The following is a 13,898-nucleotide window of genomic DNA, read 5'->3' as shown; positions in this document are numbered from 1 at the left end:
CTTAACCGATTACTTCGTGAATTATAAGCTTAGTATTATATAAAATGAAAAAACTGATAAGAATAACTACTGTTCCAATATCACTGGGCGGATTATTAGAAGGACAGAGCAAATTTATGAGTCAGTATTTCGAAGTGATTGGCATTTCATCTGGAGGTCATGGTTTAGAAAGAGTTGGAAAACAAGAAAAAATCAGGGTTATTCCTGTGGAAATGACCCGAAAAATTACACCTTTCAAAGATTTAAAAGCTCTTTGGCAACTGTACAGAATCCTAAAAAAAGAAAAGCCTTTTATAGTGCATTCACACACCCCAAAGGCAGGCACGCTTGGAATGCTGGCCGCCAGATTTGCAGGGGTACCGCACAGGCTTCATACTATAGCCGGTCTCCCTCTGATTGAAGCGACCGGCGCTAAAAGATGGTTACTGAATTGGGTGGAGCGTATCACATACAGTTGCGCAACAAGAATATATCCCAATTCTGCAGGTCTGCGTAATATCGCCATTGAGAACAACTTTGCAAAACCTATCAAACTAAAAGTGCTTGGAAAGGGAAGTTCCAATGGGATCGACACCAATCACTTTAACCCTGATTCTATTTCTGAAGAGCAGAAAAAAAAGCTGCGGGAGGAATTGAACTTAACAGAGGAGGATTTCGTCTTCGTTTACGTCGGTAGGCTTGTAAAGGACAAGGGGGTTAATGAATTAATTGAAGCATTCAATAAATTTAATTTTAATAAAAAACGGGTTAAACTTTTGTTGGTAGGGCCTTTTGAAGACGATCTGGACCCGCTTTTGCCTGGAACGGTTGAGGCAATTAAAACTACCGAGAACATACTTTATCTGGGATGGCAGGATGATGTGCGTCTGCATTTCGCCATAGGTGATTGTTTTGTTTTCCCCAGTTATCGAGAAGGATTCCCAAATGTAGTGATGCAGGCCGGGGCCATGGGACTTTTCAGTATCGTAACCGACATTAACGGATGCAATGAAATTATTGAAGATGGTATCAATGGAAAAATAGTGCCTCCAAAGAATCCGGAAGCCTTAAAATCAGCCATGAGATTATGTCTGGAATCCGGTGATGATTTAAAAAAGCAAAAACGAGTATACAGAAAAATAATCAGGGAGCGCTATGAACGGACTTTTGTTTGGAATGAGATCTTAAAGGAATATAAAAGTTTGGAAAGTTAAGATGTACAGGGCTTTTGGGAAAAGAATTATTGATTTTAGTATGGCGCTGGTCGGGTTTATCCTTCTATTTCCCCTATTCATAATTCTCTCCATAGGATTATGCATAACTCTGAAGGGGAATCCTTTTTTTGTACAGGCGCGGCCTGGAAAAAATGAAGAGACCTTTTTTATTCTAAAATTTAGAACAATGTCCAATGAGCGAGATGATAAGGGAGAATTTTTACCAGACAATCAAAGACTTACCAAAATAGGTTCACTTATTAGAAGGTCCTCCCTGGATGAACTGCCACAACTTCTCAATGTAATTAAAGGTGATATGAGTTTTATCGGCCCCAGACCTTTATTGCATAGATATTTACCCTACTACACTGATAAGGAAAAAAAACGACACTCGATAAGACCAGGTATTACAGGATTGGCCCAGGTTTCAGGCAGAAATAATCTATCTTGGGATTTACGATTGGCAAAAGATGTTGAATATGTCGAAAAGCTCGGTCCTAAAATAGACATGCTAATTATTCTTAAAACTATAAGAAAAATAATCAAGTCAGAAGATATCAATGTTTTACCCACCACACAAATGAAAGATTTGGATGAGGAAAGACGAATATAGTATTTTAAAAGCTCGGGATAATGACATAGAATTTATTCTGGAGACTATAAAACTTTCATTTAGAACTGACCTGCTTATTCCGACCATTTATCGGGCAAGAGGAGCGAATAGATATCTGCAATATCTAATAAAACAACCCCTTGGAAAGCAACGAATTGAAATAATAAACTACAATAGACGTAAAGTAGGATTCTTAATATACACGATGAATTCCAATAGTTTGTTTCTCGATTTGATAGGCATAATGCCAAACGAACAAGGCAAGGGTCATGGAAAATTCATTTTAGATTATCTGCAAGTCAAGTCAAAACCAGGTCCGTTAGGATCAATAAGACTTAATGTCTTTGAAAGTAACCAAGCAGCTGTTAAATGGTATTTCAGTAACGGATTTGAAAAAGAAGCAACAAGATACTTATGCGAAGTTTCATTGAAAGAAAAATTTGAATTGGACAACTTTTATCTATTGGATTATCCTAAATATAAATTACAAGAAGAGGTATTTGGCTTTTCAAAAATTAAAGTAGAGTATCAAGACCTTCTATTTACATTCGGACAAATTGAAGAGTCGCTCTTTTTTAATGATGATTTTTCTATGAAAGCCTTATTATTACAAGAAAAATTAAAAAGGGTATTAAACAAAGAGCGTTGCTTTTTCTATAGTAATGATTTGGATATAAATGAAAACCTCATTTTACTAAAAACGGACCCTTTATATACTTTCAGCCTAACATTTTAGAGACAATATCTAAAATAAAGAGCTGATCATCTAGAAACTATACCCATTAGACTTTATAGATTTAATTTAGTGGTTCGGTTATAATCTATTGATCAATTTTAACCAGCGATATTCTAGCCTTATGTACCAGCACTTAGTTAAAGGAGTATTTGATAAGCTTTTATCCTTTATTTTATTGCTGCTTTTTTCACCTATACTAGTTACCCTAACTTTTATCTTATTAGTTGTGAATTCAGGCAATCCATTTTTCCTTCAAAAGAGGCCTGGAAAGGATGGTAAACCTTTTAAAATTATCAAATTTAAAACGATGAGGGATCTTAAATCAAATAAACAATACGATGTTCACAATCCTGATCGTATTACTAAAGTAGGAGCAATCATACGAAAATTCTCCCTTGACGAGACATTGCAATTGATAAATGTTCTGAAGGGAGACATGAGCATTGTGGGGCCCAGGCCATTATTGATTGAGTATTTACCCTTGTATAACGAAGAACAGAGCAAAAGGCATAAAGTACTCCCAGGGATAACGGGATGGGCCCAGGTAAACGGCAGAAATGCCATTAGCTGGGATGAAAAGTTCCAACTGGATGTGTGGTATGTGGAGCACATTAGTTTTATACTTGACCTTAAAATTATGATTAAGACCATCCTGAAGGTGTTGCGGAAAGCCGATATCAATCAGGGAGAAGAAACCATAATGCCTGTATGGAAGGGGAATGATCGATATTCTGAACCAGCCTGATTTGATTATATTACATTCAAAAATGAAAAAAATAAGAATATACGGTGCTGGCGGACACTCCCAGGTAATTCGAAAAGTGTTGGAACTTTGTGGCCATCAGGTTTCTGATACTTTTGATGACAAACCCGAAGGAGTTCACCATGCCTACTCTAAAACCACTATAGAAGGAGGGGTACGAGGAGCCCTCGCCAGTTTTCCACATACCGGAGATCCGGTAATTATTGCCGTGGGTAATAATCGGGAACGGGCAGAAATTGCGCAGTTCTTAAAAAGCGATTTCGAAAAGGCTATTCACCCTTCAGCAATTATCGCCAAAAGTTCACAAATCGGGAATGGAACAGTAGTTTTCGCAGGAGCTATTATACAACCTAATACAAGTATTGGAAAACATGTAATTATAAATACAGCAGCCAGCATTGATCATGATAATATTATAGGGGATTACGCCCATATATCACCAAAAGCAGCGCTCTGCGGTCATGTCGAAGTTGGAGAAGGCTCCCATATAGGTGTTGGGGCAGTAGTTATCCCTAAAGTCAGGATTGGAAAATGGTGTACCATCGGGGCCGGAGCCGTTATAATAAAGGATGTACCAGACTATTCAACCGTGGTGGGTAACCCTGGGAAGATCATAAAAATTAAAAATCCTAAAACAGAAAAATAATTAGGGTAAAATGGCGCCTAATGAATTCAATTATGGATAAACAACCCATCAGGCTTTATGGCGCGGGAGGGCATTCTCAGGTAATTCTTGATCTGCTGGCAGACCAGCCTTTCCAGGTCACGGCAATATTCGATGATCATCCTGAGGGAAAGCATCCAAAAGCCCCAGAAGTTCATCCTGGTATCTCAGTTGATATAAAAAGTTTCCCTTTTAAAGGAGATCCATGTATTATCGCTATTGGAGACAATGCTGCCAGGGCCCGTTTATCAAAGGAATTGGCTCCGAATTTTATAACCCTCATTCACAAGACGGCTGTTGTAAGCCACTCAGCTCGTCTGGGAACGGGAACTGTGGTGTATGCCGGAGCCATCATTCAACCCAATACCCAAATCGGAGAGCACGTAATTATCAATACGGCAGCAAGCGTTGATCATGACAATGTGATTGGAGACTTTGTCCATATCTCCCCAAAGGCAACCCTTACCGGCCATGTGACTGTAGGGGAAGGCACCCATATTGGAGCTGGGGCAGTGGTGATCCCAAAAATTAAAATTGGGAAATGGTGCATCGTTGGGGCGGGTGCGGTAGTGATAAAAGATGTGCCGGATTATGCCGTGGTGGTCGGTAACCCGGCTAAAATTATTAAATACAACAAATGACACCTAAAACGCAACAAAAAAGCGGGCTTCAGGATTATCTTTTTATTGGGTCCGGGATTTCTTCGGCCTTTACCCTGTGGAATTTTCTCAATAAAATCCAAAAGGTTAAGAATTTTCGTCCCCTACAAATAACGGTACTTGACAAGTACGGGGAGTTTAATAAAGGTATTCCTTACGGAGAACGCTCCGGGAAAGCCGTTTTGTTAATTACCAATCTAAAAAGTTTCCTTCCGGAACCCGAATTAACTCCATTTATGGAGTGGCTATCTGCCAATAAATCCTGGTTATTAGAAGAATTTAAGGCGGATGGGGGCGTACGCTCAGCAGTATGGTTAGAAAAAAACCAGGATGCTATTGCAAACAATCAATGGGCCGGGATGTTTCTTCCGCGTTATTTTTTTGGATGTTACATGGCTGAACAGGTTGGAAAAATAGTAGGTATAATGGAAGCTGCTAATCAAATTCAGATTACATTCAAACAAGCTGAAGTTATAAATATAAGTCGGCTGGATGACCTCTGGATGGCAGATACCGGACATTCCGGCTGCATTACTGCCAAAAAAATAATTATGGGCATCGGATCCCTGCCTACCAATTATTTATGGAAAGAAAAGCATGAAATCAGGGAGAAAAACTTGTTGTTTCTAAATGACCTTTATGCAAATAATTTTGGTCAGGCCGTAGACCAGGTTCATAAACAAATTTCAAAACAGTCCGGGCGCAAGATCAATGTCCTTATGGTAGGGGCTAATGCCTCTGCCCTTGAAGTTTTATACCGTCTGAATGATCGTGAAGATATAGCGGTACACTGTAATAAATTTTATTTCCTCTCTACTTACGGAATTCTTCCAGATTCCGAATTGGATACCGAAAAACTAAAGACCTTTAAACCAGGTAATCTCAAGGCCCTTATGAATAAGGCCAAGATCAGCTCAGCTGAAATTAACGAAGCGGCTACCAGGGACCTGGATAAAGCAGCGAAAATTGAATTAGGCGCCTTTTCGACAGTTGGTGTGATTTCTGAGGCCATTGGAAAACTACTTGGACGTCTCGATCCTCTGGAACTTGAAAATTTTGCCTGTTTCCACGGAAACGAAATTGGCCGTCGTCAGCGATGTGCAGGAGAGCATTACGTGGAAACCGTTCGAATGCTGGAATCGGAGAAGCGGTTTGAGCATATTGCCGGAAGGTTTCACGACCTGCAACTAACAGAAGAGGGAGCCCGGGTATTTTATAGCGAAACGGAAAGTGGTAAAATTAAGTCCTTAAACGATACCGTTTCCGTCGTTATAAATTGTTCAGGAGGGATGTCTCTGGATAATCCTAAAATTCCAAAAGTGCTGCGTAAACTGATTCAGGGTGATCTTCTGGCACCAAATGCCTCCCGAATAGGATTTAAGGTAAACGACTCGCTTGAAGCACAGCCCGATTTTCACATCGTTGGTCCACTGTTGGCGGGTAATGTGATTGAGAACAAGGCTGTGTGGCATGTTGAACACTGCGGCAGGATCATTTGGCTTTCCAAGATTCTGGCAGGAATATTATCGGATCCCATTCTCTATAAAAAGGAACTGGATGAGACTGAATTCCACTTATTGCGCATTGGCCAAAGTGAAGAACATCGAAGTATCTATACCCAGGCATTAAAGGAGCTGGCCGATGGAAATCCGTATGGTTCATTTCCTTATTTTGCCCATCATCAATCAGAAGATCATGACTTGATTGCATTTCTGTTTAGATCAGGTAGCAGGACCATTGGCTTAATGCCCATGGTTTTGCGCCCAATAGCCTCTGAAGAACTCTCCGGGAACTACTATGATGTAATATCCCCTTACGGTTATAGTGGTCCCATTTTTGAAAAGGATTTACACGCCATATTTATCAGAGAATTTTGGCATCAGGCTGATCAGTGGTATAAGGAGAACAAGGTGGTTTCTGAATTCATACGCTTCAGCCTGAATCAAAACCATATAGGCTATTCCGGGGAATTACAACCTACCCTTAAAAATGTTAAGGGTAAAATTTTGCCTGACCAGACCCGGCAATGGGAAAATTTCATTTCAAAAGTTCGGAACAATTACCGAAAAGCTTCGAAATATGGACTTTCTTTTGAGGTTCTGAAAGGCGAAAGAATAGACAAGAACCTGGTTGCGGAATTTCACAAAGTATATATTGAAACCATGGACCGAAATAATGCGTCCAGCAGTTACTTCTTCTCCCTGCAATACTTTTATAATTTAATCTTCCAGAATCCGGAAAAATTCGCCATCGCCATGGTGATGAAAGATGATTCCATTATTTCTGTGGAGCTCATTATCAGGCACCAGGATACTATCTATGCATTTCTGGGAGGAACCAGGCAGGAATTTTTTGAAATGCGACCGAATGATTATCTGCGGGTAGAATTAATCCGCTGGGCTTCTTCTGAGGGTGTTTCATTTTATATTCTCGGAGGAGGCCGGAAGGATGATGATGGCCTTTACCGCCATAAAAAGTCACTGTTTCCCAAAGATCCCGATGTTATTTTTTATACCGGTCGGAAAATTATTCTTGAAGAGGAATATCGAATATTATTGAAAGAGCACATCAGGGAGACTCCCATTCATTTCGAAACAGTACAGTCTACTTTTTTCCCGACCTATCGAATTTAACACAATTCAGTTTATATTATTTCTCCTGAATTATAATTTCATAATAGCCTTACAACCTGCATGATTGAGATTATTCGAAATAAAAAGGAATGGAACGCTGTGCTGAGCAAATGCAAAGTTTTTGACACCTACCATACCTATGAATATCATCAATTATATAAAAGGGATGGGCAACCCGTGCTTCTGACCTATTCATCAAACAGAACGGTTATAGCCTTACCCCTGCTGATTCGCACCATACCCGGAACTGATTTTAAAGATGCCTGCAGTGTGTATGGTTATACAGGGCCCATCTCTAATTTGGATGACATATCCTTTGCGCCTGAAGCATATCAAACGGAATTATTGACTGCCTTAAAAAAGCTGGAAATTGTAACTGTATTTTCCCGTCTACACCCCTTTATAACCGGACAGCGCTTTCTGATAAAATCTTTAGGAAAAATCGAAGACACTGGAAAAGTTGTTTATGTCGATTTGAATCTACCTGAAAAGACTCAATTTTCAGCCTATAATCGCAGGTTGAAGTCCTATATTCGAAAGGGCAGAAGTCAATTTGAGGTCATCCAATCTAATAATGCTGCAAACATAGCTATATTCAAAGCAATCTACGAAGAGAATATGCTCAGGGTGGGTGCCCGGCCTTCTTATTTTTTTTATGAACAATATTTTAAAGAATTGCTTAGAAGCAGTGAGTTTACAGCAAGTCTTTTTCTTTTGAAAGACTTAGAGAGCGGGGAAGTAGCTTCAGGAGGGATACTTATAGAAAAAAATGGATTTGCCCACTATCATTTATCCGGAACAAAGCGTGAATTTTTGAAGGAATCTCCCTCCAAACTCCTCATAGACGAAATGCGCTTAAAAGCTATGGCTAATGGCAATCATATTTATAATCTGGGTGGTGGAAAAGGAGCCGGAAATGATTCATTATTTCATTTCAAATCTCTTTTCTCAAAGGAAACTAAACCATTTTGCACCTGGAAACTTATTGTTGATGAGAAAATATTTAGAGCATTAAATGTAGAGCAACACTCTACGAATTTTTTTCCTCCATACAGAAAGGCTTAAAATTCAATTTCTCTAAGGGAGCATACTGTAGTATTTAAGAAAATCTGCTATTTCCGCTGCTATCAGCCCCCTCCCATAATCATTCCAGTGCTGGTCGTAAATCAGGGTAACCGGTTTGGCAGCCTTATCCAGCGCAGGGCCGTAGTCCAGATACGAAATATCCTGCCCTTCTAAATATTGAATGAATCCCTCCGGAAAGGTCTTTTTATCCAGGAGTAAAACAATCTTCCCGGATTCTGCGACCCATTCTTCCCACAACTTTTTGAAGTTCGACAAATATCTCTTTTCCATTGCAGAAGGCGAGATGTCGGTATTTCCTGGCCTATTATCCGTAGGAATTAAGACCGTCTTTAGCTGTGATATGGAGCGGGTTATAGCACTCAGAAGCCCAATATTCTGGCAATAGACTAATACTTTACTATACTTTAAAAATCGGTAAATACCTTTTTCGAGCCGCATCCGTTCCTGACTTACTGAATAGGTGTCCCTTCTGAGGTCGTCCGGATATTTCAGGTAAATAAATATTTTATCGATTTTTTGGAAGACAGAGTCATAGGCCTTGATCAAGTGGAGCTCGTCGGCAAGGTCATAGCCAGCATAACCGTATTCATATACGTTGAAATCGGGTAGCTGCTCCTCTATTTTCTTCCCGATGGATTGATCATAATCCTGGTGAAACCCCTCAATAAAGGAGTCTCCAATCAAAGCAACTTCATATGCCTCAATTGTTGGGTTAAACTCCCGATAGGAATTGAAGCCGCTGGCGTTGATCCGGTATTCCCCCACATTCTGCCTGCGGTTTCCGGTTACCGAATATCCCTGTTGATTCGGAGCCCACTTCTCTACCCCGTAGGCATCAATTATACGGGAAGGCGTGTCTTTATGTAAATGAAAGACGCGGACTAAAACCTCTAACAGGCACAAAATCAGCACACCATAAATAACTATCCGTAGTATGAATTTCCGAATCTTCATGCCTTAGAATTGAAAATAAATAAAAGAGCGGTCTGTTCCGCTATCGAAAAACAACAAAAGCCCAAGGACTAAAAGTGTATAAACCAAGAGGCGCACTGCCCTTTTTTCAAAGGGAATGGGGCTTCGTTCATCCTTTCGGATACGGTATTCGTAGGTGATAAAAACACCCAGAAGAACAAAATAATCTAACATTCTGTATCCCTGGGGGTGGGAATAGTATTCAATATTGAATTGTGTGAACAACTGCCAGAGATATTCATTGGCAGCGCCCAGGTTTTCTGCCCTGAAATAGGTCCAGGCGAGAGTAACCAGAAGGAAGGTAAGACCTACCTGCAGAATTTCCCGAATATTCGTTTTCCAGCTACCCTGCCCCAGATGCGCCCCAACATAAACCCGGTTTTTCCCCATTAAAAATACAGGGATATACAAAGCTGCGTGTATCCCGCCCCAGATGATAAACGTCCAGTTGGCCCCGTGCCAGAAACCGCTCACCAGGAAAATGATAAAAATGTTCCGCAACGAACTTAGTTGGCCCTGTCGGGATCCCCCCAGGGGGATGTACAAATAATCCCGGAACCAGGTGGAAAGGGAAATATGCCAGCGGTGCCAGAATTCTGAAATATTCCTTGAAAAGTATGGGAACTTAAAATTCGACATCAACTCTATCCCAAAAAGTTTAGCCGTACCTATAGCGATATCTGAATAACCACTGAAATCCCCATAGATTTGAAAGGCGAAAAAGACCAGCCCAAGGGCAAGGGTACTCCCGGAGTAGTCCGTATGGTTCATAAAAATATCATCGACCATCACAGCCAGGGAATCAGCAATAACCACTTTTTTAAAAAGCCCCCATAGGATTAATCTCAGGCCATCCACAGCCTGCGGGTAACTGAATTTCCGCTTAGAAGTAATTTGAGGCAGCAAATTGCTAGCACGTTCAATGGGCCCCGCTACCAGTTGCGGAAAAAAGCTTACAAAGGTGGCGAAGGAAATAAAGTCATCTGTGGGTTTTAATTTCCCCTTATAAATATCCAGGGAATAGGACAAGGTCTGGAAAGTATAAAAGGAAATCCCTACCGGAAGAACGATGTTCAACGTCCAAAGGGAGGCTTCACCGAGGCCATCCGTCAAAAATGCAGCTGCAAAAGATTCTACAAAGAAATTATAATATTTGAAAAAGCCCAGCATCCCGATATTAAACAGGAGGCTCAGCCAGAGGTATTGCTTCTTCCGGGATTTGGTTTCCGAGTGGTAAATGGCCCTGCCCACGAAGAAATCTACCACACTGGAAAGGAAAATGAGGGACAGGAAACGGTAATCCCACCAGCCATAAAATACATAGCTGGCCAGCAATAAAATAATATTCTGGAGTGCAAGCTTTCGCTGGCAAACAAACCAGTAGATGCAAAAAACCGCTGGCAGGAAAATAAAATAAGCCAGGGAATTAAAAAGCATACTTTTTTATTTGGTCAGGTGAAAATTCCCGATGATCAGGTCATCCAGCCCGGTTGAAAAGAAACAACGGATCGCATCCTTGGGAGATTCTACCACCGGTTCCCCCTGAATGTTAAAGCTCGTATTGAGTACCACAGGTACTTTGGTTTTTTTACCTAACTTGTCTATGACTTCGTAATATCGGGGATGTAATTCCTTTCGGACCGTTTGCAAGCGAGCGCTGCCGTCTACATGGGTAACCGCAGGGATTACACTCTGTTTTTCAGGCAGCACGTTGCATACCTTTAACATAAAAGGTGCCTCCACTTCCAGGTCAAAGAAATCATCTTTGGCTTCTACTATGGCGGAAGGTGCAAAAGGCCTGTAGGCCTCCCTGAATTTTACCTCTGCATTGATCTTATCCTTCATATCAGGAAAGGCCGGGTTTGCAAGGATACTCCGGCTGCCCAGGGCCCTGGGGCCAATTTCCATTTTACCCTGAAACCAACCGATAATCCTGCCTTTCTCCAAAAGGCAGGCTGCTTTTTCACAGATATCTTCATGGCGCGTATACTTCAGTTTGGCGCCTTTTAGTATTTTTTCTATTTCGTCATTGGAATATTCAGTTCCCACATAAGGATCCAGATGTACAAAATTGCGTTCCTTATTAAATATTCCATTATAAAGATAAAAGGCGGCTCCTATAGCCGTTCCGTTATCCCCGGCAGCCGGCATTACATAAACGTCCTTAAACTTGCTCTCGCGGACAATACGCCCGTTCATTACACTGTTAAGGGAAACCCCCCCGGATATGACCAAGTAATCTGCCCTGGTTTTCTGGTGCAGGATTTCACAGATTTCCAGTACCCGGTCCTCCAGTACCCGCTGAAAAGCTGCCGCTACATCCATATGATGCTTCTGGAAGTCTTCCCCATGTTTCCTTCCAGGGCCAAACTCCTTATAAAATTTTGGGGACAGGCGCTGCCAGTGCATGTTCTGGAAATTGAAATAGCTCAGGTCAAACTGCAGGCTTCCGTTCTTGTCCACCCAGACCATTTTGCCAACCTTGTCCTTGTAAACCTCGGCATCACCCATGGGAGCCAGGCCCATGGTCTTTCCTTCGTCATAACTGGTGCGGAAGCCGCAATATTGGGTTACCGCTTCATAAAAGGAGCCCAGGGAATTTGGAAAAAAGCTTTCCCCCAGACAGTCAATTTTAGTTCCTTCTCCATACCCTAACCAGGTAGTTGCCCATTCCCCGGAACCATCTATCCCCAAAAGGGCCGCCTTCTGATAAGGAGAGACGTAAAAAGAGCCCGGAGCATGGCTGTAATGGTGAGGTATAAAATGAACCTTAGGTCCGTTCTTTTTGGAGGTATAATGATACTTATACCAGTTCCAGAAGCCCTTTTGCTTGTTGTAAGCATGTACAAACTCATGGTTTACAAACACCTTAAATGTATTCAGGCGACCGGCCAGATATCCCAGCTTTTTCCCCAGGTTATGGGTTGGCTTGATGGAGATGGCAATATGGTCTATATCATTAATTCCCAATCCCGCTATTTTAAGGCAGCGGTCTATCGCCATCTGTGGAAAAACCCTGGTGTGCTTATCGCGGTTCAGGCGCTCTTCTTCTATTGCCGCAACCAATTGACCATTAACCACTAAACAAGCCGTGGAATCATGAAAATAATAATTGAGTCCTAGTATTACCATAAAAGTTTACTCGTTTCAATATTGCTGGTGGGGGAAACCATGAGTTAGATTATTTAAGCTAACAAGTATAGGGCAATCCTTTTGAACTGTAAAAAATTCCTTTCAAAATACTTTTTCTCTCGACAGGAGTATTTCATTCGGTATAAATTCAAGCAAACTGGTTATATATTTAATATATCTTTTATTTTAAGTATTTAAAATTCTGCTTTATGCAGCATTCTGATAGTCGGGATTAATGGGTTTATTTAAAAGTAAAGTTCATTCTGGCTCTGATATTTAGTGGAACTCACATTTTTCTTAATAAAATCAATTAGAAATTTGAATGAATTTACTGTTGACATTGTTAAATCTGGAGTGGATTATTAACTTGGTAGATATTATCCAACATAAAAATTAGAAATCATTCGTTTAAAAATGGGAAATCCCTTTCTGTCGGGGTGTTTTCAAAGGGTATGGCTGAGTCATTTCGGAGAAGGCCGGCAGGTTTTGCGACTGGCTTCAATTCCTGAGGTTCCTTTAATAAAAAATTCCAAACGACCCATTTTTTACAATGTAGGCCAAACCCAAACTAAAGGTTTTTCTTATTCATTAAAATATTCTCATACCGATGAGGAGAAACAGGGATTATGTGTAGTATTGTTCGACATCCCTTCCTACTCCAAAAGCCCTCATAAATCAGAACGTATGCCGTTTGGGCTGCTCCGGGTACCACAATACAAAGGATATCGCTGCAATTTTCAAGAGATTAATACCCTCGAAGGGTATATGGAAAAGGTTATTAGTTCCAGAAGCAGGGGAAAGTTTGGAAGGACTCTTAGGAATTTCAATAGCAAGTTTTCTCTGGCCTGTAAATTCTACGGTCAGGGCACAAACAAAAATAAACTGGAGGAGCTCTTGGATTTGCTCAATCAATGGATGAGCCAGCGATTTTCTGAGCTTAAAAGGTATAATAACAATCTGGACCCTGACGAATGGGCTTTTCACAAGGATGTAACCCTCGCACTTATCTCGGAGGGAAAGGCAGGCTTATTCTGCGTTCTTAATGGGGATAAGCCTGTAGCCCTGACCATTCTATATTTATCGGAAACCACTGCTTTTGACGTTATACGGAGTTTTGATATTGAGTATGCAGCCTATCGCCCCGGAACCATTTGTACCATGAAGCAAATTGAATGGTGTATCGAAAATGGCTTTAAATACCTGGATTTCTCAAAGGGGCATTTCGAATATAAACAACGCTGGTGTAATGAACCTTATGACTTCGAATATCATATCTTATTTGACAGAAAATCGCTTAAGGCGCAATTTTTTGCTTGTTATTTCTTCGGGTACTATCAGTTAAAAACATATTTGAGAAGGTTGGGCCTGGACCTCATCTGGCAACGGCTGAAGTACATACAATCCTCCCATAAATGAGGAATGATATTTCCTGGAAGTCGTTTATAAA

The 13,898-nt window shown here is 40.9% G+C and carries 12 protein-coding genes; 9 read left to right on the top strand and 3 right to left on the bottom strand.

Going from position 1 to position 13,898, the window contains the following annotated elements; genetic code table 11:
- Nucleotides 1-44: 44 nt before the first annotated feature.
- The 8 genes from ACT6NU_RS12155 (at nucleotide 45) to ACT6NU_RS12120 (ending at nucleotide 8,326) form a co-directional block, all read left to right on the top strand.
- A complete protein-coding gene (locus ACT6NU_RS12155) occupies nucleotides 45-1,193 on the top strand; it encodes a glycosyltransferase family 4 protein (protein ID WP_445381939.1) in 1,149 nt (382 codons plus the stop codon).
- Between the two features lies 1 nt (nucleotide 1,194).
- On the top strand, nucleotides 1,195-1,806 hold the full coding sequence (locus ACT6NU_RS12150) for a sugar transferase (protein ID WP_445381938.1): 612 nt from the start codon (nucleotides 1,195-1,197) through the stop codon (nucleotides 1,804-1,806).
- Nucleotides 1,787-2,542 carry a GNAT family N-acetyltransferase gene (locus ACT6NU_RS12145; protein WP_445381937.1) on the top strand — a complete coding sequence of 252 codons (756 nt, stop codon included), beginning with the start codon at nucleotides 1,787-1,789 and terminating at the stop codon, nucleotides 2,540-2,542. Before ACT6NU_RS12150 ends, ACT6NU_RS12145 begins: the two co-directional genes overlap by 20 nt.
- A gap of 121 nt (nucleotides 2,543-2,663) precedes the next feature.
- Nucleotides 2,664-3,287 carry a sugar transferase gene (locus tag ACT6NU_RS12140; protein WP_445381936.1) on the top strand — a complete coding sequence of 208 codons (624 nt, stop codon included), beginning with the start codon at nucleotides 2,664-2,666 and terminating at the stop codon, nucleotides 3,285-3,287.
- A 22-nt stretch (nucleotides 3,288-3,309) separates the two neighbouring features.
- Nucleotides 3,310-3,951, top strand: a complete 642-nt coding sequence (locus ACT6NU_RS12135) for an acetyltransferase (RefSeq protein ID WP_445381935.1) — start codon at nucleotides 3,310-3,312, stop codon at nucleotides 3,949-3,951.
- Nucleotides 3,952-3,971: 20 nt separating this feature from the next.
- The gene (locus ACT6NU_RS12130; protein ID WP_445381934.1) at nucleotides 3,972-4,610 is read left to right on the top strand and encodes an acetyltransferase; all 639 of its coding nucleotides are present in this window, start codon (nucleotides 3,972-3,974) and stop codon (nucleotides 4,608-4,610) included.
- On the top strand, nucleotides 4,607-7,261 hold the full coding sequence (locus ACT6NU_RS12125) for a GNAT family N-acetyltransferase (protein WP_445381933.1): 2,655 nt from the start codon (nucleotides 4,607-4,609) through the stop codon (nucleotides 7,259-7,261). Before ACT6NU_RS12130 ends, ACT6NU_RS12125 begins: the two co-directional genes overlap by 4 nt.
- A 60-nt stretch (nucleotides 7,262-7,321) precedes the next feature.
- Nucleotides 7,322-8,326, top strand: coding sequence for a GNAT family N-acetyltransferase (locus tag ACT6NU_RS12120; protein WP_445381932.1), 1,005 nt, complete (start codon nucleotides 7,322-7,324; stop codon nucleotides 8,324-8,326).
- A gap of 12 nt (nucleotides 8,327-8,338) precedes the next feature.
- On the opposite strand, the gene ACT6NU_RS12115 is transcribed toward ACT6NU_RS12120, so the two are convergent.
- Genes ACT6NU_RS12115 through ACT6NU_RS12105 form a run of 3 tightly spaced genes read right to left on the bottom strand, consistent with a single transcriptional unit; the run spans nucleotide 8,339 to nucleotide 12,451 of the window.
- Nucleotides 8,339-9,301 carry a hypothetical protein gene (locus tag ACT6NU_RS12115; protein WP_445381931.1) on the bottom strand — a complete coding sequence of 321 codons (963 nt, stop codon included), beginning with the start codon at nucleotides 9,299-9,301 and terminating at the stop codon, nucleotides 8,339-8,341.
- A gap of 3 nt (nucleotides 9,302-9,304) precedes the next feature.
- Nucleotides 9,305-10,756 carry an MBOAT family O-acyltransferase gene (locus tag ACT6NU_RS12110; RefSeq protein WP_445381930.1) on the bottom strand — a complete coding sequence of 484 codons (1,452 nt, stop codon included), beginning with the start codon at nucleotides 10,754-10,756 and terminating at the stop codon, nucleotides 9,305-9,307.
- A gap of 6 nt (nucleotides 10,757-10,762) precedes the next feature.
- Entirely contained in the window at nucleotides 10,763-12,451 is a 1,689-nt protein-coding gene (locus tag ACT6NU_RS12105; protein ID WP_445381929.1) for a carbamoyltransferase family protein, read from the bottom strand.
- Between the two features lie 414 nt (nucleotides 12,452-12,865).
- Between ACT6NU_RS12105 and ACT6NU_RS12100 the strand changes: the two genes are divergently transcribed.
- Nucleotides 12,866-13,867: a GNAT family N-acetyltransferase gene (locus tag ACT6NU_RS12100; RefSeq protein ID WP_445381928.1), complete on the top strand. Its 1,002-nt coding sequence runs from the start codon at nucleotides 12,866-12,868 to the stop codon at nucleotides 13,865-13,867.
- Nucleotides 13,868-13,898: the final 31 nt, after the last annotated feature.

This window comes from Robiginitalea rubriflava, from assembly GCF_052540725.1.
Note: the sequence above shows the minus strand (reverse complement) of the source record. Positions and strands in the feature narration are given on the sequence as shown.

Excerpts from the sequence above, each read along its gene's own strand:
- ACT6NU_RS12130 (WP_445381934.1), top strand. The coding sequence starts at position 3,972 with ATGAATTCAATTATGGATAAACAACCCATCAGGCTTTATGGCGCGGGA.
- ACT6NU_RS12135 (WP_445381935.1), top strand. The coding sequence starts at position 3,310 with ATGAAAAAAATAAGAATATACGGTGCTGGCGGACACTCCCAGGTAATT.
- ACT6NU_RS12110 (WP_445381930.1), bottom strand. The coding sequence starts at position 10,756 with ATGCTTTTTAATTCCCTGGCTTATTTTATTTTCCTGCCAGCGGTTTTT.
- ACT6NU_RS12115 (WP_445381931.1), bottom strand. The coding sequence starts at position 9,301 with ATGAAGATTCGGAAATTCATACTACGGATAGTTATTTATGGTGTGCTG.
- ACT6NU_RS12150 (WP_445381938.1), top strand. The coding sequence starts at position 1,195 with ATGTACAGGGCTTTTGGGAAAAGAATTATTGATTTTAGTATGGCGCTG.
- ACT6NU_RS12145 (WP_445381937.1), top strand. The coding sequence starts at position 1,787 with ATGAGGAAAGACGAATATAGTATTTTAAAAGCTCGGGATAATGACATA.
- ACT6NU_RS12140 (WP_445381936.1), top strand. The coding sequence starts at position 2,664 with ATGTACCAGCACTTAGTTAAAGGAGTATTTGATAAGCTTTTATCCTTT.
- ACT6NU_RS12105 (WP_445381929.1), bottom strand. The coding sequence starts at position 12,451 with ATGGTAATACTAGGACTCAATTATTATTTTCATGATTCCACGGCTTGT.
- ACT6NU_RS12125 (WP_445381933.1), top strand. The coding sequence starts at position 4,607 with ATGACACCTAAAACGCAACAAAAAAGCGGGCTTCAGGATTATCTTTTT.
- ACT6NU_RS12155 (WP_445381939.1), top strand. The coding sequence starts at position 45 with ATGAAAAAACTGATAAGAATAACTACTGTTCCAATATCACTGGGCGGA.
- ACT6NU_RS12120 (WP_445381932.1), top strand. The coding sequence starts at position 7,322 with ATGATTGAGATTATTCGAAATAAAAAGGAATGGAACGCTGTGCTGAGC.
- ACT6NU_RS12100 (WP_445381928.1), top strand. The coding sequence starts at position 12,866 with ATGGGAAATCCCTTTCTGTCGGGGTGTTTTCAAAGGGTATGGCTGAGT.